This window comes from Pantoea cypripedii, from assembly GCF_011395035.1.
In the GTDB taxonomy this organism is placed as follows: domain Bacteria; phylum Pseudomonadota; class Gammaproteobacteria; order Enterobacterales; family Enterobacteriaceae; genus Pantoea; species Pantoea cypripedii_A.
Genome location: NZ_CP024768.1, coordinates 130582 through 155260 on the forward strand (window position 1 = coordinate 130582; position 24679 = coordinate 155260).

22 protein-coding genes and 4 tRNA genes are annotated in these 24679 nt (G+C 56.4%); 21 read left to right on the forward strand and 5 right to left on the reverse strand.

Features of this window, described 5'->3' with window-relative positions; translation table 11 throughout:
• The 11 genes from wecC (at window position 1) to CUN67_RS00630 (ending at window position 8122) form a co-directional block, all read left to right on the forward strand.
• On the forward strand, window positions 1-1260 hold the full coding sequence (gene wecC, locus CUN67_RS00580) for a UDP-N-acetyl-D-mannosamine dehydrogenase (RefSeq protein WP_208713567.1): 1260 nt from the start codon (window positions 1-3) through the stop codon (window positions 1258-1260).
• A gap of 21 nt (window positions 1261-1281) precedes the next feature.
• A complete protein-coding gene (rffC, locus tag CUN67_RS00585; protein WP_208713568.1) occupies window positions 1282-1989 on the forward strand; it encodes a dTDP-4-amino-4,6-dideoxy-D-galactose acyltransferase in 708 nt (235 codons plus the stop codon).
• A complete protein-coding gene (gene rffA / locus CUN67_RS00590; RefSeq protein ID WP_208713569.1) occupies window positions 1976-3106 on the forward strand; it encodes a dTDP-4-amino-4,6-dideoxygalactose transaminase in 1131 nt (376 codons plus the stop codon). The genes rffC and rffA overlap by 14 nt, the downstream gene beginning before the upstream one ends.
• Complete coding sequence (gene wzxE, locus CUN67_RS00595; protein ID WP_208713570.1) at window positions 3106-4359, forward strand: lipid III flippase WzxE; 1254 nt, start codon at window positions 3106-3108, stop codon at window positions 4357-4359. Before rffA ends, wzxE begins: the two co-directional genes overlap by 1 nt.
• Complete coding sequence (locus tag CUN67_RS00600) at window positions 4356-5426, forward strand: TDP-N-acetylfucosamine:lipid II N-acetylfucosaminyltransferase (RefSeq protein ID WP_208713571.1); 1071 nt, start codon at window positions 4356-4358, stop codon at window positions 5424-5426. Before wzxE ends, CUN67_RS00600 begins: the two co-directional genes overlap by 4 nt.
• Window positions 5423-6766 carry an ECA oligosaccharide polymerase gene (gene wzyE / locus CUN67_RS00605; RefSeq protein WP_208713572.1) on the forward strand — a complete coding sequence of 448 codons (1344 nt, stop codon included), beginning with the start codon at window positions 5423-5425 and terminating at the stop codon, window positions 6764-6766. Before CUN67_RS00600 ends, wzyE begins: the two co-directional genes overlap by 4 nt.
• 24 nt (window positions 6767-6790) lie before the next feature.
• Window positions 6791-7540, forward strand: coding sequence for a lipopolysaccharide N-acetylmannosaminouronosyltransferase (gene wecG / locus CUN67_RS00610; protein WP_439332268.1), 750 nt, complete (start codon window positions 6791-6793; stop codon window positions 7538-7540).
• Between the two features lie 158 nt (window positions 7541-7698).
• Window positions 7699-7775 (forward strand) — tRNA-Arg (locus CUN67_RS00615).
• A 64-nt stretch (window positions 7776-7839) separates the two neighbouring features.
• Window positions 7840-7915: transfer RNA gene (locus tag CUN67_RS00620), tRNA-His, on the forward strand.
• A gap of 16 nt (window positions 7916-7931) precedes the next feature.
• Window positions 7932-8018 (forward strand) — tRNA-Leu (locus CUN67_RS00625).
• Between the two features lie 27 nt (window positions 8019-8045).
• Window positions 8046-8122, forward strand: a tRNA-Pro gene (locus tag CUN67_RS00630).
• 640 nt (window positions 8123-8762) lie between these two features.
• Here the strand turns inward: CUN67_RS00630 and hemY are convergent.
• From hemY to hemC, 4 genes are read right to left on the reverse strand one after another with little or no spacing between them, the layout of a single operon-like run.
• Entirely contained in the window at window positions 8763-9959 is a 1197-nt protein-coding gene (gene hemY, locus CUN67_RS00635) for a protoheme IX biogenesis protein HemY (RefSeq protein WP_208713574.1), read from the reverse strand.
• Between the two features lie 2 nt (window positions 9960-9961).
• The gene (hemX, locus tag CUN67_RS00640; protein ID WP_208713575.1) at window positions 9962-11095 is read right to left on the reverse strand and encodes a uroporphyrinogen-III C-methyltransferase; all 1134 of its coding nucleotides are present in this window, start codon (window positions 11093-11095) and stop codon (window positions 9962-9964) included.
• Between the two features lie 23 nt (window positions 11096-11118).
• Window positions 11119-11859, reverse strand: coding sequence for a uroporphyrinogen-III synthase (hemD, locus tag CUN67_RS00645; RefSeq protein WP_208713576.1), 741 nt, complete (start codon window positions 11857-11859; stop codon window positions 11119-11121).
• Window positions 11856-12800, reverse strand: coding sequence for a hydroxymethylbilane synthase (gene hemC, locus CUN67_RS00650; RefSeq protein WP_208713577.1), 945 nt, complete (start codon window positions 12798-12800; stop codon window positions 11856-11858). Before hemC ends, hemD begins: the two co-directional genes overlap by 4 nt.
• A 283-nt stretch (window positions 12801-13083) precedes the next feature.
• Between hemC and CUN67_RS00655 the strand changes: the two genes are divergently transcribed.
• The 10 genes from CUN67_RS00655 to CUN67_RS00695 all read left to right on the forward strand — a co-directional run bounded on the left by CUN67_RS00655 (window position 13084) and on the right by CUN67_RS00695 (window position 23770).
• On the forward strand, window positions 13084-15642 hold the full coding sequence (locus CUN67_RS00655) for a class I adenylate cyclase (RefSeq protein ID WP_208713578.1): 2559 nt from the start codon (window positions 13084-13086) through the stop codon (window positions 15640-15642).
• Window positions 15643-15763: 121 nt separating this feature from the next.
• Complete coding sequence (lptM, locus tag CUN67_RS00660; RefSeq protein ID WP_208713579.1) at window positions 15764-15967, forward strand: LPS translocon maturation chaperone LptM; 204 nt, start codon at window positions 15764-15766, stop codon at window positions 15965-15967.
• A 30-nt stretch (window positions 15968-15997) separates the two neighbouring features.
• A complete protein-coding gene (dapF, locus tag CUN67_RS00665; protein ID WP_208713580.1) occupies window positions 15998-16822 on the forward strand; it encodes a diaminopimelate epimerase in 825 nt (274 codons plus the stop codon).
• On the forward strand, window positions 16819-17523 hold the full coding sequence (locus CUN67_RS00670) for a DUF484 domain-containing protein (RefSeq protein ID WP_208713581.1): 705 nt from the start codon (window positions 16819-16821) through the stop codon (window positions 17521-17523). Before dapF ends, CUN67_RS00670 begins: the two co-directional genes overlap by 4 nt.
• On the forward strand, window positions 17520-18428 hold the full coding sequence (gene xerC, locus CUN67_RS00675) for a tyrosine recombinase XerC (protein ID WP_208713582.1): 909 nt from the start codon (window positions 17520-17522) through the stop codon (window positions 18426-18428). Before CUN67_RS00670 ends, xerC begins: the two co-directional genes overlap by 4 nt.
• Window positions 18428-19144: a 5-amino-6-(5-phospho-D-ribitylamino)uracil phosphatase YigB gene (gene yigB, locus CUN67_RS00680; protein WP_208713583.1), complete on the forward strand. Its 717-nt coding sequence runs from the start codon at window positions 18428-18430 to the stop codon at window positions 19142-19144. The genes xerC and yigB overlap by 1 nt, the downstream gene beginning before the upstream one ends.
• Window positions 19145-19197: 53 nt before the next feature.
• Window positions 19198-21360, forward strand: a complete 2163-nt coding sequence (uvrD, locus tag CUN67_RS00685; RefSeq protein WP_208713584.1) for a DNA helicase II — start codon at window positions 19198-19200, stop codon at window positions 21358-21360.
• A gap of 75 nt (window positions 21361-21435) precedes the next feature.
• Window positions 21436-21492, forward strand: coding sequence for a YsgD/CorL family protein (gene ysgD, locus CUN67_RS30635; RefSeq protein ID WP_367617716.1), 57 nt, complete (start codon window positions 21436-21438; stop codon window positions 21490-21492).
• Between the two features lie 172 nt (window positions 21493-21664).
• The gene (gene corA, locus CUN67_RS00690) at window positions 21665-22618 is read left to right on the forward strand and encodes a magnesium/cobalt transporter CorA (RefSeq protein WP_208713585.1); all 954 of its coding nucleotides are present in this window, start codon (window positions 21665-21667) and stop codon (window positions 22616-22618) included.
• Window positions 22619-22717: 99 nt separating this feature from the next.
• On the forward strand, window positions 22718-23770 hold the full coding sequence (locus CUN67_RS00695) for an AbrB family transcriptional regulator (RefSeq protein WP_208713586.1): 1053 nt from the start codon (window positions 22718-22720) through the stop codon (window positions 23768-23770).
• On the opposite strand, the gene rarD is transcribed toward CUN67_RS00695, so the two are convergent.
• Window positions 23741-24640: an EamA family transporter RarD gene (gene rarD / locus CUN67_RS00700; RefSeq protein WP_208717043.1), complete on the reverse strand. Its 900-nt coding sequence runs from the start codon at window positions 24638-24640 to the stop codon at window positions 23741-23743. The two genes, CUN67_RS00695 and rarD, sit on opposite strands and share 30 nt — an antisense overlap.
• Between the last annotated feature and the right edge of the window lie 39 nt (window positions 24641-24679).

A 24679-nucleotide genomic window follows, 5' to 3' on the forward strand; every position in this document is an offset into this window, starting at 1 on the left:
ATGAGTTTTCAAACCATTTCCGTCATTGGACTGGGCTACATTGGGCTGCCGACGGCAGCCGTTTTTGCCTCTCGGGGAATAAACGTGGTGGGCGTCGATATCAACGCCCGCGCGGTCGATACCATTAATCGTGGTGAAATTCACATCGTGGAACCGGAACTCGGCGACGTGGTACGTGATGCGGTCAATAGCGGCCATCTGCGTGCCACTATGCAGGCCGAAGCCGCGGACGCGTTTCTGATTGCGGTGCCCACGCCTTTTATCGGCGATCATCAGCCGGATCTCAGTTTTGTTCAGGCAGCCGCTGACGCCATTGCGTCGGTGTTAAAAGCCGGGGATCTGGTCATCCTCGAATCGACATCACCGGTCGGCACCACGGAGCAGCTGGCTGAATGGCTGGCTGCCGCGCGCCCGGACCTGCGCTTCCCGCAGCACGGTGAGACGGTGGATGTTGCTATCGCTTACTGCCCGGAGCGTGTGCTGCCTGGCAAAGTGATGGTGGAGTTGCTTGAGAACGATCGTGTGATTGGCGGCATGACGCCCGCCTGTTCAGCGCGTGCCAGCGAGCTGTACCGTATTTTCCTGCGCGGTGAGTGTGTGGAGACCAACGCGCGTACCGCCGAGATGTGCAAGCTGACGGAAAATAGCTTCCGTGACGTCAACATTGCGTTTGCCAATGAATTGTCGCTGATTTGCGCCGAACAGGGGATTAACGTCTGGGAACTGATCGCGCTGGCGAATCGCCATCCGCGCGTCAATATCCTGCAACCGGGTCCGGGCGTCGGTGGCCACTGCATCGCGGTCGATCCCTGGTTTATCGTGGCGCAAAACCCGCAGCAGGCGCGGCTGATCCGTACCGCGCGGGAAGTTAACGATGCTAAACCGCGCTGGGTGCTGGATCAGGTCAAACAGCAGCTGGCGGAATGTCTGACGGCCAGCGGCAAACGTGCCAGTGATATCACCATCGCCTGCTTTGGGCTGGCGTTTAAACCCAATATTGATGATTTGCGCGAAAGCCCGGCAATGACGGTGGCGCACCTGATTGCGGAGTGGCACAGCGGTGCCACCTGGGTGGTGGAACCACATATCAATCAGATCCCTGCACGCCTTGGTCGGGAAGCCACGCTGGTGACCACGACAGCGGCACTGCAACATGCCGATATCCTGGTGATGCTGGTCGATCACGCTGCATTCCGCGCCATTGATGCGGCGCAGGTGACGCAACCGTGGATCGTTGATACCAAAGGAGTCTGGCGATGAAACAATTTCGGGTTACCGGCTATGTCCGTCAGCGTCAGTATTAACCCGCTGCCGTGGGAAAGTGGCTTCTTCGGCGTGCAGACGGCGCGGCTTGATGTCGATGGTGATACACCGCTGACGCAGGCGCTGCAACGGCCCTGTGCGCTGTGGCAAATCAAGGTGGCCGCTGATCGTAACGATGTGATTGATGCCATCAGCCAGCACGGTTTTCAGCTGGTGGAAGGGGAAGCCGACCTGGCAATCAACATCAAACGCACCGAACGGCAAACCGGCGTGCGTATCGCGCGTGAAACGCAGATCCCACAGTTGCGCACTGCCGCCGCGCAGGCGTTCCGTCTGAGCCGTTTTCGTGCCCCGTGGTTTCAGGCGGATGACAGCAGTCGGTTCTATGCGCAATGGATTGAAAACGCGGTGCGCGGCACCTTTGATAACCAATGCCTGATCGCCAGCGATGAACAGGGCGTGTTGCAGGGATTCGTCTCGATACGCGAGCAAAATGATGATGCGCGCATCGGCCTGCTGGCGGTGTTGCCGGAAGCGCAGGGCAAGGGGATTGGTCAGCGTCTGCTGCTGGCGGCGGCAGACTGGGGGCGGGTGCGCCAGCTCAATCGCCTGCGCGTCGCCACTCAGCTTAGCAATCTGACGGCGATGCGCCTCTATTTACGCAGCGGTGCGCGGCTCGAAAGCACCGCTTACTGGTTTTACAGGAACGCACATGATCCCATTTAATGCCCCCCCGGTGGTGGGCAGCGAAATTGAATATATGCAGTCGGCGATGGCCAGCGGCAAATTGTGCGGCGATGGCGGCTTTACCCGGCGCTGCCAGCAGTGGATGGAACAACATTTTGGCAGCAAAAAGGTTTTGTTGACGCCCTCCTGCACCGCCTCGCTGGAAATGGCAGCGCTGCTGATTGATATTCAGCCCGGTGATGAAGTCATTATGCCGAGCTACACCTTTGTTTCTACGGCCAATGCCTTTGTGCTGCGTGGCGCGACCATCGTCTTCGTTGATGTGCGGCCCGATACGCTCAACATTGATGAAACCCTGATTGAAGCGGCGATCACCGCCAAAACCCGCGCAATCGTACCGGTGCATTACGCCGGGGTGGCCTGCGAAATGGACACCATCATGGCGCTGGCGGCGAAGCATAAGCTGTATGTGATTGAAGATGCGGCGCAGGGCGTGATGTCACAATACAAGGGGCGCGCGCTGGGGACTATCGGCCATATCGGCTGCTTCAGCTTCCATGAAACCAAAAACTACACCGCAGGTGGTGAAGGCGGAGCGACGCTGATTAATGAGGCGAAGCTGGTCGAACGTGCGGAGATCATCCGCGAAAAAGGCACTAACCGTAGCCAGTTCTTCCGTGGTCAGGTGGATAAATACACCTGGCGCGATATCGGCTCCAGTTATCTGATGGCGGATTTACAGGCGGCCTATCTGTGGGCGCAACTGGAAGTGGCCGAACGCATAAACCAGCAGCGTTTACGCCTGTGGAACAACTACTCTGCGGCGCTCCAGCCGCTGGCGGCGACCGGACGCCTTGCGTTGCCGGTGGTGCCGGACAGCTGTCGTCACAACGCGCATATGTTTTACATCAAACTGCGCGACAGCAGCGATCGGCAGACGCTGATCAACTGGATGAAAGAAGCGGAAATTCTCACCGTGTTTCACTATATCCCGCTGCATTCATCACCGGCAGGTGAGCGCTTTGGGCGTTTTCAGGGTGATGATGTGTTCACCACGCCTGAGAGTGAACGCGTGCTGCGCCTGCCGCTGTTCTACAATTTGTCGGACAACAATCAGCGCACGGTCATTAATTCTCTGCTGAGCTTCTTTGCCTGATGTCGCTGGCTAAAGCCTCGGTGTGGACCGCCTCGTCCACGCTGGTCAAAATTGTGGCCGGTTTGCTGGTGGTTAAACTGCTGGCTGTCAGTTTCGGGCCGGAAGGTATCGGCCAGGCCGGTAACTTTCGTCAGCTGATTACCGTACTCGGCGTGCTGGCAGGGGCGGGCATCTTCAACGGCGTCACGACCTATGTAGCGCAATTTCAGCAGCAGCCTGAGTCATTGCGTGCCGTCACCGGTACCGCGTCCGCGCTGGTGCTGGGTTCCTCCACGGTGCTGGCGCTGGTGTTCCTGCTGGCGGCGGCTCCCATCAGCCGGGCCTTGTTCGGCCATGACCATTATCAGGGCGTGGTGCGGATCGTCGCGTTTTTGCAGTTCGGTATCGCCTGGGCCAACCTGACGCTGGCGTTGCTGAAAGGTTTTCGCGATGCGCGCGGCAATGCGCTGGCGTTAATGGCAGGCAGCCTGATTGGCGTGCTGGCCTATGTGCTGTGCTGGTGGATTGGCGGTTATGCCGGGGCGCTGGTCGGCCTGGCGCTGGTGCCCGCGCTGATCGTGGTGCCGGGGCTGGTGATGCTGCGCCGTCATCATCAGGTATTGCCGCTGCGCTGGTTAAAACCGGTGTGGCAGCCTGAGCTGGCACGTAATCTGGCGAAGTATACCCTGATGGCGCTGATCACCTCGGTGACGCTACCGGTGGCCTGGGTGATGATGCGTAACCTGCTGGCGCAGCAGCAAGGCTGGGCACAGGTGGGGCTGTGGCAGGGGGTGACCAGTATCTCCGATGCGTATCTGCAATTTATCACCGCCACGTTCAGCGTCTGGCTGCTGCCGACCCTGGCACGGCTGGAACATAAGCCGCAGATCGCCCGCGAAATCCTGCGCGCGCTGCGCTTTGTTCTGCCTGCCGTGGCAATCGCCAGCTTCTGTGTCTGGCTGCTGCGCGATGCGGCGATCTGGCTGCTGTTTTCCACAAAGTTTGCCGCGATGCGCGATCTGTTCGTCTGGCAGCTGTGCGGCGACGTGTTTAAAGTCGGCGCTTATGTTTTTGGCTACCTGGTGATCGCCAAAGCCTCGCTGCGCTTCTATATTTTGACTGAAGTCAGTCAGTTCATCCTGTTGCTGGCCTTTTCCCACTGGCTGATTCCGTTACATGGCACAGCGGGTGCCGCACAAGCCTATATGGCGACCTATATCTGCTACTTCGCCCTGTGTTGTGGCGCTTTCATGATTTATTGCCGGAAAAAATGACGTTAACTCACGTGCTGGGATCGGATATCCCTCATCATAATCACACGGTGCTGCACTTCTTTGATGAAGTGATCACCCCCCTGCTGCCGGTTAACACCCCGCGTCGGTTTATGGTGGTGACGCCAACCCCGGAAGCATTCCAGGTGTATCAGTCACTGCAGATTGAAACCTTCCCGAACAAACGCGCGCTGGCGCAGGCCGTGATCGCGCGCGCCGCCGATCGCCAGCAACGCTTCTTTTTCCATGGGCAGTTCAACCCGACTATCTGGCTGGCGCTGTTGAGCGGTAAGCTACGGCGGCAGCAGGCGTTCTGGCACGTGTGGGGTGCCGATTTATATGAAGAGGGCAGTGGCCTGAAGTATCGGCTGTTCTATCTGCTGCGCCGCCTCGCACAGGGGCGCATGGCGCGTGTGTTCGCCACACGGGGCGATCTGCACCATTATCAGCAGCGTCATCCGCGCGTAGCGGGATCGTTACTTTATTTCCCGACGCGCATGCCGGAATGTGCGGTGCCAGTTGCAACTGAACAAGATGAAATGACCATCCTGTTGGGCAATTCGGGCGATCGCAGTAACCGCCATATTGCCGGTTTACAGGCGATCCGGGCACAGTTTGGCGAACGGGTGAAAGTGGTGGTGCCACTGGGCTATCCGGCTGATAACGAAGTGTATATCGCTGAAATTGCCGCCGCGGCCGCACAGCTGTTCCCGCAGGGGCAGGTGACGTTGCTGCGCGATAAGATCGATTTCGATGCGTATCTGGCGCTGCTGAGCCGCTGCCAGCTGGGCTATTTTATGTTTGAACGCCAGCAGGGGATTGGTACCATCTGTCTGTTGATTCAGGCTGGCATTCCGTTTGTGCTTAACCGCAAAAACCCATTCTGGCGCGATCTCAGCGAGCAGGGGGTGCCGGTATTGTTCAGCGACGATGTGCTTGATAGCGCCCGGGTCGTGGAGGCACAGCGCCAGTTAGTGCAATGCGATCCCTCCGCCATCGCCTTCTTTGCCCCCGGCTATCTGGCAGGGTGGCGCGAGGCGCTTACTCTGAGTGAAACGGAGACATTATGACCCTCATGCAGTTTAGCGGCCTGCTGGTGGTGTATCTGTTCTCGCTGGGGTTCATTCTGACCCTTACCTGGCGGGAATTTAAACGGGTGCGCTTTAATTTCCACCTGTTCTTCACCTTATTGTTTTTACTGACCTTCTATTTCGGTTTTCCGCTCACCAGCATTCTGGTGTTCCGCTTTAATATGGCGGTCGTTCCGGCAGAGTATTTGTTAGAGGCGTTGCTGGCGGCGACCAGCTTTTACGCGATTTATTATGTCAGCTACAAAGTACGCTTACGCCCGGCGACGGCTGCGCCGCCTAAGCCCTGGCTACAGATGAATCGGGTGGAAACCAATCTCACCTGCCTGCTGCTGGCGCTGGTGGCGATTGGCACGGTCACGGTGTTCTTTATGCACAACGGCCTGCTGCTGTTCCGGCTCACGGCATATAACCAGATCTTCTCCAGCGAAGTATCGGGTGTGGCGCTCAAGCGCTTCTTTTATTTCTTTATTCCAGCGATGCTGATTCGTTATTTCCTCAATCCCACGCAGCGCCAGTGGCTGCTGTTTTTGCTGGTTTCGGTGGCCTTTGGTCTGCTGACCTATGCGCTGGTGGGCGGTACGCGCGCCAACATCATCATCGCCTTTGCGCTGTTTCTGTTTATTGGGATTACCCGCGGCTGGATCACCCTGTGGATGCTGGCGGGAGCGGGCGTCATGGCGATTGGCGGTATGTTCTGGCTGGCGCTGCGTCGTTACAATCTCGATGTTATGGGTGAAGAGGCGTTTTACACTTTTCTCTATCTGACGCGTGATACCTTCTCGCCGTGGGAGAATCTGGCACTGTTATTGCAGCATTATCACAAGATCGAGTTCCAGGGCCTGGCTCCGATGTGGCGTGACTTTTATGTGTTTATTCCCAGCTGGCTGTGGCCGGGTCGTCCTTCGATGGTGTTGAACAGCGCTAACTACTTTACCTGGGAAGTGCTGAATAACCATTCCGGCCTGGCGATATCGCCGACGCTGCTGGGATCGCTGCTGGTGATGGGCGGCGTCGGGTTTATTCCGCTGGGTGCCGTTGCCGTCGGTATGCTGATGAAAGGCTTCGATAACCTTTATGCGCGTGGCCGTCATGAAACCAACCGCTATAGCGGAGCCATTCTGCAAAGCTTCTGTTTTGGCGCGGTGTTCAACATGATTGTACTGGCACGTGAAGGGCTGGATGCGTTTGGCTCGCGCGTGGTGTTTTTCTGCATTATTTTTGCTGCCTGTTTGCTGGTGGCGAAGCTGCTTTACTGGCTGCTGGATCGTGCCGGACTGATTCGTCAGCGTGGTGAGCCGGTTTTACCCAGCCCCTCTTAACACCGGGGCGCAACAGGAAGATGTTTGACGTTGAATAAGATAAATAAAGAGGCGTTGCGTTACCCCCTGCGTGGTGTCGATCTCTGCGCTTTCGGGGATATGGCCTCCTTTCTGCGCTTTTTGCTACCAGACGATAAACCGCGCAGCGGTACGCTGGTGGCGATCAATGCAGAGAAAATGCTGACGCTGGAGAGCGACGCTGAAGTCCGCCAATTGATTGAGCAGGCCGAATTCAAGTATGCCGACGGCATCAGCATCGTTCGCTCGCTGCGTAAGAAATACCCGCAACTCAAGGTGAACCGTATTGCCGGTGCTGACTTATGGGAAGCCCTGATGGAGCGAGCCGGACGCAGCGGCATACCGGTATTTTTGATCGGGGGTCATCAGCAGGTGTTGCAGGAAACCTGCGATAAGCTGCGTCAGCAATGGAATGTGAACATCGTTGGCAGCCAGGATGGTTATTTCTCCCCGGAACAACGCGAGGCGCTGTTTACGCGTGTGGCAGCCAGCAAAGCACAGATTGTGACGGTTGCGTTGGGATCGCCGCGCCAGGAGCTGCTGATGCGCGATTGTCGTGCCCATTACCCTGAGGCGCTGTATATGGGCGTGGGGGGGACTTACGATGTGTTCACGGGTCGGGTGGCGCGTGCACCGCGCTATTGGCAAAAAATGGGGCTGGAATGGCTGTATCGTTTGATTCGTCAGCCATCGCGCTGGCGTCGGCAGATAAAATTACTTAAATATTTAGGTTATCACTGGCGCGGCGATCTCTGATATCGCTGATAAATGCGGCAATTCACGGTTGCAGCAAGGGGACAGTGCCGCATTTATCGACGGAATGCACAAAGCGTAATCAAACGCGTTTTTTTATTAAAAAAGCACTGGACAGTCTGGTACCAAGTCCGTAGTATGCCCATCCGCAACGGCGCTACGCGCCCGTAGCTCAGCTGGATAGAGCGCTGCCCTCCGGAGGCAGAGGTCTCAGGTTCGAATCCTGTCGGGCGCGCCATTAAGTTTGTGCGCAAGAGCTTCGGTGGTTTTAGATACCGCGTTAAGTAGTAAAAAGATTTATGGTGGCTATAGCTCAGTTGGTAGAGCCCTGGATTGTGATTCCAGTTGTCGTGGGTTCGAGTCCCATTAGCCACCCCAGATTTTGCTGGGACATGCGAAGGTGGCGGAATTGGTAGACGCGCTAGCTTCAGGTGTTAGTGTTCTTACGGACGTGAGGGTTCAAGTCCCTCTCTTCGCACCAGGCAAAATATTAAGATAGATAAAAAATCGGCGAGTAGCGCAGCTTGGTAGCGCAACTGGTTTGGGACCAGTGGGTCGGAGGTTCGAATCCTCTCTCGCCGACCATCTTAATATGAAAAACAACCTGCTAAGAGCAGGTTTTTTTTCGTCTATAGATCAGTGATTTCACCGGTTGTCTCCTGATGGCGACGTGTAGTTTACTGATTTATAACGCTTTTACATATCCTTGCATTGCCTGTCGTCCGACAGAGACAGCTTTATCCCGACCTGTCGTGGTTTCCCGACATGATGCGATAGCGCCAAAATCCTTTCATTTTTAATTCATTGATATAAAACGAATAAATTCATCACCTGCCAACCTGGCACGACTTATGCAATAATGACACTGTAGATGCTCATTCCACCTCTTATGTCTGCTGATGCTGCATAAACCTGGGAATGATGCAGAGCCCCTTACGGTGCCCGTTGTCCAGCCTGGCAGTATCGCGCAAGCCTTACCGCAGTTAGAAGGACATTACGTTGAGTCGGGTACCATCAGTTGTCTTACCGACCTGATCTTACACCTGCTCATGGCAGGTGTTTTTTTTGCTACCACCTTGAGCGGCTCCAGGTGCGAATAAATTCGCACCCTACAATCGTTGGGGCGGCATTTATGCCGACCGAAATCGATAATCGCGTTGCCACATTTGGCGCAAAAAAAAGCCGGGCAAGCCCGGCGTGCACAAAAATACAACCATAAAAAAAATCAGGCGCTGGGATTGTTCTTCAGCGTCAGCAGCAGGCCTTCGCGGCGCATTTTCGCGGCCTCTTCCGGGCGATGCAGGCGATCGTACACATCGGCCAGCCATGCATAATCAAATGCATCCGGGCGCTGCGCCAGTGCCGCCTGGAAGGCTTCTGCCGCCTGCTGCCACTCACCGTGGCGCATCAGCATCTGGCCCAGCGTACTGTGCAGCAGCGGTGTAGCCCCGTGTTGTTTGATCTGATTGCGCAGTGCTTTCTCCAGCGATTGGGGATCGCCGCTTTTGATACGCGGCATCAGCAGCACCAGACGGTCGTCATATTGACGTTTCAGGCCATCCAGCACGATGGATTGCGCAGTATCCGGGTCATCACACTCAATCAGATGTTCTGCCATGGCGACCTGCAACGCAGTTTCCTGGCGGGTTTTGCGGCTCTGATTTTGCCACCAGCGTTTCAGACCATCGCTACCCTGGTCGGCCATTGCCTGGTTCATCAGACCCAGCCAGGCCTGCTGCTGCAACGCTGCGCGCTGCGTGTCATCATTAATCTGTACTTTCTGCATCGAGGGCAGGATATCCAGCAATGCACCCCAGGCACCGGTACGGATATAGGCCTGTTCCGCCAGACGCAACACTTCCGGATGACGCGGGGCCACTTCCAGCAGTCGATCGATGCCATGACGTGCCGCATGGTCCTCATTACGCGCCAGTTGCAGACGAACGCGGGTGATTTCCACCGGAATGGTGTCGTTCTGCGCCAGTTCCGCTGCGCGTTCCAGATGTTGATTCGCGCGAATTTCATCACCGCGTTGCTGAGCGGCTTCGGCAGCCAGCAGATAGTTGGCAACCGGTTGATCGGCGTGGTCGGCATCTTTCGACAGCAGCTTCTCAGCCTGTTTGTAATCACCTTCCGCCAGCTTCATCAACGCGGTTTGCGTCTGACGCTGCGCACGGCGGCGCTTACGACCGGTAAACCAGCCACGGGTGCGGACGCCGGTGCGGAACAGACGGCGCAGTACCCACTCGACAAACAAAATCACCAGCAGGCTAAGGATCAGGATGATGCACAGACCGGTGACGCTGGTTTCAATGTTCCAGTTGTCCGTCTGAATCAACACATAACCCTGGTGGCCGGCGATCATCGGGCCGAGCACTACCCCGGCAATCAGCAGCAGAAAAAGGATCAATACTTTCAGCATGCTTAGCCTCCCTGCTGATCAGCCGCAACCGCTGGCTGCGCCAGCAAATTACGCACGCGGGTCTGCATCAGTTTTTCCAGCAGTGGCTGGCTTTCCAGCGTGTCGGGCACATCCATGGAGATGCTCTGCTGGCTCAGTTCATCCAGTTGCTCAAGGAAGGCTTTGGTGGCGGCATCGTTGGTGTCGTACCAGGCGCGTACCCAGGTGGACACCGCATCAATCGACTGTTTATAAATTTCGTCCTGATGGCGTGGCACCGCCTGCGCGGCAATCAGCAGGCGTGAACGGATGTTTTCACGCAGATACACATCCTGATTAGGTGCCAGTAATGGCTGGGCGGTGTTATCACGACGGCGGATGGTGATGAAGTCATCCATAAAGTTGTGCCAGCTTTTCGCCAGGTTTTGTCGCCACTCATGCAGAGAACCGGAAAGCTCGCCACCATCGGCATCCATCGGTGAATCATCGCTGTCGTTATCGGCCAGACGCAGATTATCGACACCGTTCGACAGTTGATTCAGTTTGAGAATGATGCCGTCGTAATCGACCTGACTGACCGCCGACAGGGAACTGATATCCTGGGTCAGGGCGCGACGCACATTCATCACGCTGGGGTCGTTCATCTCGGCAAGGCTGGTGTCAGCACTTTTCAACAGGGCAGCCGCGGTGGTGACATCCTGATCGCTCCACAGCTTACGGCCCGCCAGTTTGACCAGATAGTCGGCCTGTGCCAGCAGCCAGGTGCGGGTGTCGTTACCCGAAATGGTGGCGACTTTTTGACGCAGCGCTTCAAGCTCCTTCGCGCTGGCATCCTGTTGATTACGCGCCTCCTGTAAAGCGCTGTTGGCGCTCTCCAGTTGCTGCGTCAGCTGTTGTTTATCGCTGCCCAGTTGCTGTTGCAGAGCACTCAGTTGCTCGTTCAGGTCCTGGTTAGTCTGAGCCTGTAAGTCGGCCTGGTGTTTCCCATTCAGGTAAAGTCCCGCGCCAATCGCCAGCGCAATCACAATCGCTACCGCACCCAGTACCTTGCCATCGCTTTTTTTATTGCGAGGCGGTTTACCTGCCGGAGGTGTAGCGTTGTTACCCGCTGGGGTAGTTTCATCAACCATGGCGGAGGAGGCTTTTTGTTCCGTCATTGCGGCTCATCCCAATGTTAAGTTCAGCGTAACGCACGCAACAGCGCATCGTTATCGGCACCATCGGCTACATCGATGTCCTGCCAGCCCATGCTGGCTGCCAGGGTAGCCAAACGTTCACTGACGACCAGCAGCCGACAGTGTAATAACCATTCCCGCCGATCGATTGGCGGAAACAGCCCAAACAGTTGTTGTAACATTTCGCCGCTGGTCACTACCAGCGTCGTAATCCCGCGATCGCGCCAGCGACGACCTTCAACCGCACCGTCATAATACTTTTCACAGCGCTGATAACATTCACAATAACGGACATCGACGCCGCGTTCCGTCAGGGTATCCGCCAGCAACTCGCGGCCTGGACTGCCGCGCAGAATTAAGGCGCGCTTGCCGCTGACTTTTTGCAGACGGTTCAGGCGCACCAGCTCTTCACTGGTTTCCCGCGCATGAGGATAGTCTACTTTCAGATTACTGACGGTATGCAGCGCCAGTGCGGTACTGCGACCAATAGCGTAATAATCGAGCTGAGTAGGCCAGGAGAAGCCCTGGCGCTGCAATGCGGGGTGAGCAAAGGTCACCACCTGTTGTGACAGCAAAAACACCAGGTCGTCTGGTTGCAGCTCAGAAAGTTGTTGTGGCAAATCATCGACATCGCGACCCGGCGTGAACTCAATCAGCGGCAGGCTCCACGCCAGTTTCCCCTGGGTTCGCAATCGCGCGACCAGTTCGCTGGCAGCAGGCTCGGGACGGGTCACGAGGATGGTCATGCGGGCGGCTGTCCCTGATAGACCTCACGCAGAATGTCGCGCGCGCCATTTTCCAGCAGTTCTTCAGCCAGAGAAATGCCCATCTGTTCGGCCTGAGTGCGTGGACCACGGCGTTCACCGGTGATCATCTGGCTGCCATCGGGCGAGCCGACCAGACCGCGTAACCACAGCTGATCGCCTTCTTCCAGCACGGCAAAGCTGCCAATCGGTACCTGGCAACCGCCTTCGAGACGGGTATTCATCGCCCGCTCGGCGCGCACGCAAACGGCGGTATCGCCGTCATTTAGCGCCTGCAGCAGGGTGATGAGTTCGGCATCGTCGAGACGACATTCAATGCCGACCGCGCCCTGGCCTACGGCGGGTAACGACAGCTCCGCTGGTAAAGCCAGACGGATGCGTTCTTCCAGGCCGAGGCGTTTCAGTCCGGCCGCGGCGAGGATAATCGCATCATATTCACCGGCATCCAGTTTGCCCAGGCGGGTACCCACGTTGCCGCGCAGTGAGCGAATCACCAGGTCGGGACGGCGAGCGCTGAGCTGGCATTGACGACGCAAGCTGGAAGTACCGACCACCGCGCCCTGCGGCAGGGCATCGATTGAGTCGTAATGATTTGAGACGAAGGCATCGCGCGGATCCTCGCGCTCGCAGATGGTGACCAGGCCGAGTCCTTCAGGGAAATCCACCGGCACATCCTTCATAGAATGCACGGCGAGGTCGGCGCGGTTTTCCAGCATCGCCAGTTCCAGTTCCTTGACGAAAAGTCCTTTCCCGCCCACTTTAGCCAGCGGCGTATCAAGGATGACATCACCTTTGGTGACCATCGGAACCAGTTCCACGCGCAGGCCCGGGTGGGCTGCCATCAGGCGCTGCTGGACATATTGTGCCTGCCAAAGCGCCAGGGGACTTTGTCTTGTAGCAATTCTGAAAATTTTGTCTAACATGCTGTTAACCGTTTTGATCGTTCACCGAATATCCTATCATCGATGGGGGAATGCTGTCAGATTTCACCGTGATGTCCGGGAAACATTCTGTGGTCTTAGTCCGAAAACACAGAGTAGAGTTCGGAACGTGCTAAACTGTTAAGTAGCGCAACTTTCTTTACGGTCAATCTGCCAGGTGTTAGATTGATCACGTTTCCAGCAATAATTTGCCCGACATCTTTATTATTAAGTGGCAGATTTCGGAAACAGGGTGCTTAACACTGGGACAATCAGGCGAAACGTCTTGTACCTCTACATTGAGACACTGAAACAGAGACTGGATGCTATCAACCAGCTGCGCGTTGACCGCGCGCTGGCTGCGATGGGACCTGCTTTCCAGCACGTCTACAGTCTGCTGCCAACATTACTGCATTATCATCATCCGCTGATGCCGGGTTACCTTGAGGGTAACGTTCCACATGGCATCAGCTTTTACACGCCTGATGAAAACCAGCAGCAGCTGTTGCAGGAGCTGGCTGGCCGTCAGCCGCTGAATCTCAGCACTGATGCCAAAGGCGAAATGCCGATCACCGGCATCTATTCAATGGGCAGCACCTCTTCAGTCGGTCAGAACAGCGTTTCCGATCTTGATATCTGGGTGTGCCACCAATCCTGGCTGGATAATGAAGAACGCCTCAACCTGCAACGTAAATGTACGTTGTTGCAGAAGTGGTGTGTCTCCATGGGGGTGGAAGTCAGCTTCTTCCTGATTGATGAGAACCGTTTCCGTCATAACGAAAGCGGCAGCCTCGGCGCGGAAGATTGCGGCTCGACCCAACATATTTTGCTGCTGGATGAGTTTTACCGTACTGCCGTGCGTATGGCGGGTAAACGCATTCTGTGGAACATGGTGCCCGGCGAAGAGGAGCACCATTATGATGATTACGTCATGTCGCTTTACGCGCAGGGCGTCCTGACGCCGAACGAATGGCTCGATCTCGGTGGTCTCGGCACGCTGTCAGCGGAAGAATACTTCGGTGCCAGCCTGTGGCAGCTGTATAAAAGCATCGACTCTCCTTACAAAGCGGTGCTGAAAACCCTGCTGCTGGAAGCCTACAGCTGGGAATATCCAGATACCCAACTGCTGGCGATGGATATCAAGCAACGCCTGCACGATGGCGAAATCGTCTGCTTCGGCCTTGATCCCTACTGCATGATGCTGGAACGCGTGACGCGTTACCTTACCAGCATTGACGATCTGGCACGTCTTGACCTGGTGCGTCGCTGCTTCTACCTGAAAGTCTGTGAAAAACTCTCCAGCGAAGAAAACCATCATCGCTCGGGTTGGCGGCGTGAAATTTTATCGCAGCTGGTGCGTGAATGGGACTGGGATGATGAGAAGCTGGCCGTGCTGGATAACCGCGCGCAGTGGAAAATCGAACGCGTGCGTGAAGCGCACAATGAATTGCTGGATGCGATGATGCAAAGCTATCGCAACCTGATCCGTTTTGCTCGTCGTAACAATTTAAGCGTCAGCGCCAGCCCGCAGGATATCGGTGTGCTGACGCGTAAACTGTATGCCGCGTTTGAAGCGCTGCCGGGTAAAGTGACCCTGGTTAACCCGCAGATTTCCCCGGACCTGTCAGAACAAAATCTGACCTTTATTCATGTCCCGGCGGGGCGCGCCAATCGTGCGGGCTGGTACTTATATAACCAGTCGCCAGATATGAGCTCCATCATCAGCCATCAGCCGCTGGAATATAACCGTTACCTGAACAAGCTGGTGGCGTGGGCGTGGTTCAACGGCCTGCTGACCAGCAAAACGCGTCTGCATATCAAAGGCAACGAATTCTGTGATCTGCCGCGTTTGCAGGAACTGGTGAATGATGTCTCGCATCATTTCCCGCTGCGCGTACCGGCACCGACGCCGAAAGCGCTCTACAGTCCGTGTGAAATTCGTCACCTGGCGATTATCGTCAATCTCGAACATGATCCCACCTCCGCGTTCCGCAATCAGGTGGTGCATTTTGATTTCCGTAAACTGGATGTGTTCAGTTTCGGTCAGCAGCAGCAATGCCTGATTGGCAGCATCGATCTGCTGTACCGTAATTCGTGGAACGAGGTGCGTACCCTGCATTTCAGCGGTGAGCAGGCGATGATCGAAGCCCTGAAAACCATTCTCGGTAAAATGCATCAGGATGCGGCCCCACCGGATACGGTGGAAGTGTTCTGCTACAGCCAGCATCTGCGCGGCCTGATTCGTACCCGTGTCCAGCAGCTGGTATCGGAATGCATTGAACTGCGTCTCTCCAGTACGCGTCAGGAGCCAGGCCGCTTCAAAGCGTTGCGCATGGCCGGACAAACCTGGGGACTGTTCTTCGAACGCATGAGCGTGTCGGTGCAGAAACTGGAAAACGCCGTTGAATTCTATGGCGCGATTTCCAACAACAAGCTGCACGGCCTGTCTATCAAGGTGGAGTCGAACCAGACGCCGCTGCCGCCCGTGGTGAATGGCTATGCCAGCGAAGGCATCATCCAGTTCTTCTTCGAAGACACCAATGATGACCGTGGCTTTAACATTTATATCCTTGATGAAAGCAATCGCGTTGAGGTGTATCACCATTGCGAAGGCAGCAAAGAGGAACTGGTGCGTGACGTCAGCCGTTTTTATTCGTCATCGCATGACCGCTTTACCTACGGCTCCAGTTTTATCAATTTCAACCTGCCGCAGTTTTATCAAATTGTGAATACCGGCGATCGTTTTCAGGTGATCCCGTTCCGCAGCCAGACCCTGACGCAGCTTTGCGCCACTCAGCCTGACAACGACAACGGCGATTTCCAGCCACGCTACCAAATGCACTGATCCTGCCCGCCCGCGCGTGGCAGGTGTCAGACCTGTAACGCGATTGCGGGTATTTCCTGTTGCTTTTACAACGTCAACTGCGATGATAAGCATCCAGGCAAGGACAGAAAGAGCAGACAGAATGAGACAATTGATAAGTCAACTGGGTATGGCGCTGGCACTGGTCAGCCTGGTGGGCTGTGGACTGAAAGGACCGCTGTATTTCCCGCCCAAAGATCAGCCGCAAAAGACCAACACGCAGGTGACTGAGCAGCAGCAGAAAGCCGCGAAATCGGCGGATGTGGGTGGTTTGGTGACCAGTAACTCAGGCACACTGGGGAACTAATCTCCTATGAGCAATCCGGCGGAGCAGAAAATGCAGTTCTCGAAAATGCACGGCCTCGGCAACGATTTCATGGTTGTGGACGCCGTGACGCAAAACGTCTTTTTTTCGCCGGAGCTGATTCGCCGTCTGGCGGATCGCCACCTGGGGATCGGTTTCGATCAACTGCTGATCGTTGAACCACCCTACGATCCGGATCTTGATTTCCACTATCGTATTTTCAACGCCGACGGCAGTGAAGTGGCGCAGTGCGGCAATGGCGCGCGCTGCTTTGCTCGCTTTGTCCGGCTGAAAGGTTTGACCAACAAAAGCGACATTCGCGTCAGTACGCAAACGGGCCGCATGGTGCTAAGCGTCACCAATGATGAACTGGTGCGCGTTAACATGGGTGAACCCAACTTCGAACCGCAGCAGGTGCCTTTCCGCGCCAACAAAGCCGAGAATCTTTATCTGCTGCGCGTTGCGGATCAAACGGTAATGTTTGGTGCTGTCTCCATGGGTAACCCGCATTGCGTCATTCAGGTTGAAAGCGTGAAAACCGCGCCGGTGGAAACGCTGGGCCCGGTTCTGGAAAGCCATGAGCGTTTCCCGGAACGCGTGAACGTCGGCTTTATGGAAGTGGTCAATCCGGAACACATTCGTCTGCGCGTGTATGAACGCGGCGCGGGTGAAACGCAGGCATGCGGCAGTGGCGCTTGCGCAGCTGTTGCCTGTGGTATTCAGCAGGGCATTCTGGCGGAAAAAGTCCGCGTCGATCTGCCCGGTGGAACGCTGCATATTGCCTGGAAAGGGGCCGGTCAGCCGCTGTTTATGACCGGGCCAGCCACACACGTCTACGATGGGTTTATTCATCTATGAAAAATGTCGAAGAGCAGACCGACAGCGCGGTGCTGCTGGACGATCAGGCGGTTAGCGCGTATCTGCGTCAGAACCCCGATTTCTTTATTCGCAATGCGCGCCAGGTCGAACAGATGATGGTGCCGCATCCGGTACGCGGCAGCGTGTCGCTTGTCGAGTGGCATATGGCGCGGCAACGCAACCATATCCAGCAGCTGGAAGAGGAGATCACTTTGTTGATGGAACAGGCGACCGCCAACCATCAGCTGTTTGATCGCCTGTTGTCGTTGCAGGGCCATCTGGCCACTGCCGATAGCCTGCAGGATATGTTGACCCGTCTGCATCGCTGGGCGCGCGATCTGGGCCTTGCGGGGGCCAATGTAAGGCTGTTTAACGATAAATGGCACATTGGCGCGCCGTCCGATTTCACCCAACTGGGCCTGTCGCGCCAGGCGTTTGAGCCATTACGGATTCAGCGCTTCGGTAATGAACAGCATTATCTTGGTCACCTGAATGGTCCTGAATTGCTGTTGCTGTTGCCGCAGGCAAAAGCCATCGGCTCGGTAGCCATGTCGCTGATGGGCGATCGTGGTGAGCTGGGCGTATTAATCTTCAGCAGCCGTGACAACCAGCATTATCAGGCTGGGATGGGGACGCTGCTGCTGCAACATCTGGCGCTGATGCTGCCGGAATTGTTGTCACGCTGGGTAGAGCGTGCATGAGTAGCGATAGTCCGCTGCTGCCTGCCGTCGAGGGCTTTCTGCGTTATCTGAAAGTGGAGCGCCAGCTCAGCCCGTTAACGCAGGAAAATTATGCGCGTCAGCTTCAGGTGATTATCAGCCAGGCCGATGAAATGAAAATCACCGCCTGGAGCCAGCTGGAACCGGCGCAGGTGCGCAACATCGCCGCCCGCAGCCGACGCGCGGGTTTAGGCCCGAGCAGCCTGGCGTTACGCATGTCGGCGCTGCGCAGCTTTCTTGACTGGCAGGTCCGACAGGGCCAGTTAAGCGGCAATCCGGCGAAAGGGATCACCACCCCGCGTAATGCGCGCCATCTGCCGAAAAATATGGATGTCGATGAGGTTAACCAGTTGCTGGAAATTGACCTCAACGATCCGCTGGCGGTGCGCGATCGCGCCATGCTGGAAACCATGTACGGCGGCGGATTGCGTCTGTCGGAACTGGTGAATATGGATCTGCGCCATCTTGATCTGGACGGCGGTGAAGTCCGGGTGATGGGTAAAGGCAGCAAAGAGCGCCAGGTACCGATTGGTGGCACCGCCGTGACCTGGCTGAAGCACTGGCTGCCGCTGCGCGACAGCTTTGCGCCGCAGGATGATGCCGTGTTTGTCTCCAATCGTGGCAGCCGTATTTCTGCGCGTAACGTACAGAAACGCTTCGCCGAATGGGGCATTAAACAGGGCGTTGCCAGCCATATCCATCCGCATAAACTGCGTCACTCCTTTGCTACCCATTTGCTGGAATCGAGCGGCGATTTACGCGCGGTGCAGGAGCTGCTCGGTCACGCCAATCTCTCGACCACGCAAATCTATACCCATCTTGATTTCCAGCATCTGGCAACGGTGTACGATTCAGCACATCCGCGTGCCAAACGAGGAAAGTCGTAATGAAGTTTTATCGTCCGCTGCGTCAGATCAAAGCGATCACCTTTGATCTCGACGACACCTTATATGACAACCATCCGGTGATCCGCAAAACCACCGCCGAATCTCATGCCGCATTGCAGGCTTATCACCCGGCATTGGGCGACTTCACCCCGGCTGATTACCAGGCGCTGCGTGATGAATTGCTGGTACGCGAGCCGGAGATTTATCACGATGTGTCCGAATGGCGTCGTCGCTCGGTAGAACTGGCGTTGATCAATGTGGGCCTCTCCACTGCCGAGGCTACCGCCGGGGCCAGTGAAGTGATGAGCGTATTTCATCGCTGGCGTAGTGAGGTCGACATGCCGGAAGAGACGCATGCGACATTGACCGCGCTGGGCCAAAAAGTCCCGCTGGTGGCGATCACCAACGGCAATGCGAATCCGGAAAAACTCGGACTCTCCTGCTACTTTGAATTCGCGCTGCGCGCCGGGCCTCATGGTCGCGCCAAGCCGTGGCAGGATATGTATCATCTCGCCTCAGAGCGCCTGGGCATTGCGCCGGAGCATATTCTGCATGTTGGCGACGATCTCACCACCGATGTGGCCGGTTCACTACGCGCCGGGATGCAGGCCTGCTGGATTAACCTGCGTGACGGCAATCTGATGCAGATTGACGATGCGCGCCTGTTGCCGCACGTTGAAATTTCGCAGTTGGCATCACTGACCTCGCTGCTATAATGGCTGTATATTTACCCAGCTATTGGGTGATCTTCCTTTTTTAAACGGTGCTTATGGACGTTTCTGATCTGCTTAACGGCTTAAATGACAAACAGCGCGAGGCGGTCGCCGCGCCGCGCAGCAACCTGCTGGTGCTGGCCGGAGCAGGCAGTGGCAAAACCCGTGTGCTGGTACACCGCATTGCCTGGCTGTTATCGGTGGAGAACTGCTCGCCTTACTCGATTATGGCGGTTACCTTCACCAACAAAGCGGCTGCGGAGATGCGACATCGTATCGATCAACTGATCGGCACCAGCCAGGGCGGCATGTGGATCGGCACTTTCCACGGCCTGGCGCACCGTTTACTGCGCGCCCACCATCTTGATGCGGGGCTGCCGCAGGATTTCCAAATCCTCGATAGCGAAGATCAACTGCGTTTGCTGAAGCGCCTGATCAAAGCGATGAACCTTGATGAGAAACAATGGCCTGCGCGTCAGGGCATGTGGTACATCAACGGCAAAAAAGATGAAGGCCTGCGTCCAAAGCATATCGAAAGCTACGGTAATCCGGTCGAGCAAACCTGGCTGCGGATTTATCAGGCCTATCAGGAAGCCTGCGATCGCGCCGGGCTGGTGGATTTTGCCGAGCTGCTGTTGCGTGCGCATGAGCTGTGGCTGAACAAGCCGCATATCCTCAACCATTATCGCGAGCGTTTCAGCAATGTGCTGGTGGACGAATTCCAGGATACCAACAATATCCAGTACGCGTGGATTCGTATGCTGGCGGGTGACACTGGCCGGGTGATTATTGTCGGCGATGATGACCAGTCGATCTACGGCTGGCGCGGTGCCCAGGTGGAAAACATCCAGCGCTTTTTGCAGGATTTCCCTGGTGCGGAAACCATCCGTCTGGAGCAGAACTACCGTTCCACCAACAATATCCTGAAAGCAGCTAACGCCCTGATTGCCAATAACAACGGACGACTCGGTAAAGAGTTGTGGACCGACGGCAGTGATGGCGAGCCGATTTCACTGTATTGCGCCTTTAACGAGCTGGACGAAGCACGCTTTGTCGTCAATCGCATCAAAGCCTGGCATGAGAACGGCAACGCCCTGACTGACTGCGCAATTCTCTATCGCAGCAACGCCCAGTCGCGTGTGCTGGAGGAGGCGCTGTTGCAGGGCAGCATGCCGTACCGGATCTACGGTGGTATGCGCTTCTTCGAACGTCAGGAAATTAAAGACGCGCTGGCTTATCTGCGTCTGATGGCGAACCGCAATGACGATGCGGCATTTGAGCGTGTGGTGAATACGCCGGTGCGTGGCGTGGGCGATCGTACCCTCGATGTGGTACGTCAGACGGCGCGTGAACAGCAGCTGACCTTATGGCAGGCGACGCGCGAACTGCTGCAAAACAAAGTGCTGGCAGGCCGTGCCGCCTCAGCGCTGCAACGTTTCTGCGAACTGGTGGACTCGCTGGCGAGTGAAACCGCCGAACTGCCGTTGCATGTGCAGACTGACCGGGTGATCAAAGATTCCGGTTTGTGGCTGATGTACGAGCAGGAGAAGGGTGAAAAAGGCCAGGCGCGTATCGAAAACCTTGAGGAACTGGTAACGGCAACGCGCCAGTTCAGCTATCAGGATGAAGACGAAGATTTGATGCCGCTCCAGGCATTTCTCTCCCATGCCGCCCTGGAGGCGGGGGAAGGCCAGGCAGACAAATGGCAGGACGCGGTGCAACTGATGACGCTGCACTCCGCAAAAGGGCTGGAGTTTAGCCAGGTCTTTATCGTCGGCATGGAAGAGGGCATGTTCCCCAGCCAGATGTCACTGGACGAAGGGGGACGCCTCGAAGAGGAGCGTCGTCTGGCCTATGTTGGCGTCACGCGTGCGATGGAAAAACTGACGCTGACCTACGCAGAAACCCGCCGTCTTTATGGTAAGGAAGTGTATCACCGCCCCTCGCGTTTCATTGGCGAGCTGCCGGAAGATTGCGTGGAAGAGGTGCGTTTGCGCGCCAGCGTCAGTCGTCCGGTCAGCCATCAGCGGATGGGAACGCCCGTGGCGAAAAACGACAGCGGCTTCGCGCTCGGCCAGCGTGTACGCCATGCCAAGTTTGGCGAAGGCACCATTATTAACCTCGAAGGCAGCGGCGAACACAGCCGTCTGCAGGTCGCTTTTCAGGGACAGGGCATCAAGTGGCTGGTGGCCGCCTATGCCCGCCTGGAAACGGTGTAGCGCGGTTGCGCTGCCTTGACGACTTTTTCGTCTCAGCGTAACATGCGCGCACTATTATCATGAGAGGACAACGCCTTGGACACGCCCAGTCGATGCTGGCTCAACCCCCTGGTTCACAGGAATAACATCTAAGGCTACCTCTTAGCTGGTAGCCTTAGCGGTTATCAGCGACCTCCCTCTTTTTCCCGTCGCATGAGTCAGCATGAAGCGAAAGTTTCCGTGTTCAGGCTTTGCCGTGCCCGTTTAGCCTAAGCCAGACGGTTCACAGCCTTGTCCCATAAAGTCTGCAATGGGGAGTATTGCTATGCTGAGCGCATTTAAACTGGATCGCAGCCGTCTGACGCGCCTCGAACTGGATGACAAAAACGACAAACTCAACACGTCAGTGTGGGTCGACCTGATCGAACCGGATGAAGGTGAACGTGATCTGGTCCAAAGCGAGCTGGGTCAAAGCCTGGCGACACGGCCAGAACTGGAAGACATCGAAGCCTCGGCGCGTTTTTTTGAAGATGAAGACGGTCTGCACATCCACTCGTTCTTCTTTTTTGAAGATGCCGAAGATCATGCCGGTAACTCGACGGTGGCGTTTACCATTCGTGAAGATCGCCTGTATACCCTGCGCGAGCGCGAACTGCCGGCATTCCGTCTGTATCGTATGCGCGCACGTAATCAGACGCTGATCGACGGTAACGCCTTCGAACTGTTTCTCGACCTGTTTGAGACCAAAATCGAACAGCTGGCGGATGAGATCGAGAACATTTATAGCGCGCTGGAAAAACTCAGCCGCGTGATTATGGAAGGGCAGCAGGGCGAAGAGTATGACCTGGCGCTGTCACGCCTTGCGGAGCTGGAAGATATCGGCTGGAAGGTGCGTTTGTGTCTGATGGATACCCAGCGCGCGCTTAACTTCCTGGTACGAAAAGCCCGTCTGCCTGCCAACCAGCTGGAGCAGGCACGCGAAATCCTGCGCGATATCGAGTCTCTGCTGCCGCACAACGAATCGCTGTTCCAGAAGGTTAACTTCCTGATGCAGGCGGCGATGGGTTTTATCAACATCGAGCAGAACCGCATCATCAAAATCTTCTCGGTGGTGTCGGTGGTGTTCCTGCCGCCCACGCTGGTGGCGTCCAGTTACGGGATGAACTTCGAGTTTATGCCGGAACTGAAATGGAGCTTCGGCTACCCGGCAGCGATTGGATTGATGATCCTCGCGGGGCTTGCGCCTTATCTCTATTTCAAACGCAAAAACTGGTTGTAACAATTGGCGGGCCGTCGCGGCGGCCCGTAAAACTGGCGCGTTATCACATTTCTGCGTAATCTGTTTCCTCATTTTTATTAACATTTACTCTTCCACCCTATGGCGCGTCTCTCTTTGCGACAGCAGTGGACCATTCTGCTGATTGCCTCTCTGATTCTGGGAATTATCTTCCAGTTGTTTCACCTGCCTGCGGCGTTGCTGCTCGGTCCGATGATTGTCGGCACCGTGATGGGGCTGTCGGGTGCGGCGGTGCGGATCGATAAACGCTTTTTTGTGCTGGCTCAGGCGGTTCTCGGTTGCATGATTGGGCAAACGTTATCGCCAGCCATTTTGCCGCCACTGTTGCAGGACTGGCCAGTGGTGATAGCGGTGCTGGCGCTGACGCTGGCTGCCAGCGGGCTGTCAGGTTTTCTGCTGGTCCGCTTCAGCAATCTGCCCGGACCCACCGGTGCCTGGGGATCGTCACCCGGCGGTGCGTCGGCCATGGTGGCGATGGCCGGAGATTTTGGCGCAGACGTGCGGCTGGTGGCCTTTATGCAGTACCTGCGCGTGCTATTTGTCGCGACGGCAGCGGCGGTAGTGGCGCGTATCGGTCTGGGTAACGGCGGCGGCAGCGCCGAACTGGTGTGGTTTCCGCCGTTGCAAAGCAGTTTTATCCTGACGCTGGTGGTGATGGTCGGCGGGGCCTGGCTGGGGCAAAAACTGCGAATTCCGTCTGGCGCACTGTTATTACCGGCGTTGATCGGGGCCACTTTACAGGGAACGGGTGTGGCGACCCTACAGGTGCCGGAATGGCTGCTGGCACTGGCTTATGCGTTGATAGGCTGGAGCGTCGGGCTGCGGTTTACCCGTCCTATCTTCCTGCTGGCGCTGCGCACCCTGCCGCAAATGGTGGTATCGATCATTGGCCTGATGCTGCTGTGCGGCGGGCTGGCCTGGATGCTGACGCATGTACTGCATGTGGATCTGATGACGGCTTACCTGGCAACCAGCCCTGGCGGGCTGGATACCGTAGCGATTATTGCGGCGGGCAGCCGGGTCGATATTGCTTTTGTCATGGCGTTACAGACCTTACGCCTGTTCACCATTCTGCTCACCGGCCCGGCACTGGCGCGTTTTATCTCACGCTATGCGCACGCGCGTGCGAGCTGAAGTGACAACCGCATCGAGGATAAAAATGGCGAGGGCCAGCCAGATAAAGCCAAAGGTTACCAGCTTATCGGGCGTGACGGTCTCGCCATAAAATCCCACGGCCAGCAGGAACATCAGCGTCGGGCCGATATACTGGAAAAAGCCGACCGTTGATAAACGCAGGCGTGTACAGGCGGCGGCAAACAGCATCAGCGGAACGGTGGTGACGATACCCGCGGCGACCAGCTTCAGATTGAGGCTCATCGGGTTGGCGCTCAGATGGCTGGTGGCACTGTCGGCAAAACCAAACAGATAGATTGCCGCCAGCGGGAACAGCCACAGCGTCTCAATCAACATGCCACTCTGGGCATCCACCTGAATTTTCTTACGCATCAGGCCGTAGAAGGCAAAGCTCAACGCCAGGCCCAGCGCGATAACCGGTACTGAGCCAAATTGCCACAGCTGCACCAGCACGCCTGTGGTGGCGAGGAACACCGCCAGCCATTGCAGACGACGAAAGCGCTCACGCATAAACAGCATCCCCATCACCACATTAAGCAGCGGGCTAATGAAGTAACCCAGGCTGGCTTCCAGGATGTGCTGATTATTTACCGCCCAGATGTACAGCAGCCAGTTGCCACCGATGGTCACGGCAGTCAGCGCCAGCAACAGGATTTTCTTCGGCTGACGTAACACGCTGCACACCTGATTCCAGTTGCGGCTCAGGGTAATCAACAACAGCATAAACAACGCTGACCAGATAACGCGGTGCGTCATGATTTCCAGCGGGGGAACCACTTTCACCAGCTTAAAGTAGGCGGGAGCGATGCCCCAGAGAAAGTAGGCTCCGAGCGCATAGCCAATGCCCTGGCGCGTTTGTTGCGTATCCATCATTTCTTCCAGAAAAACGGCGATTCTCGCACGTCGTGG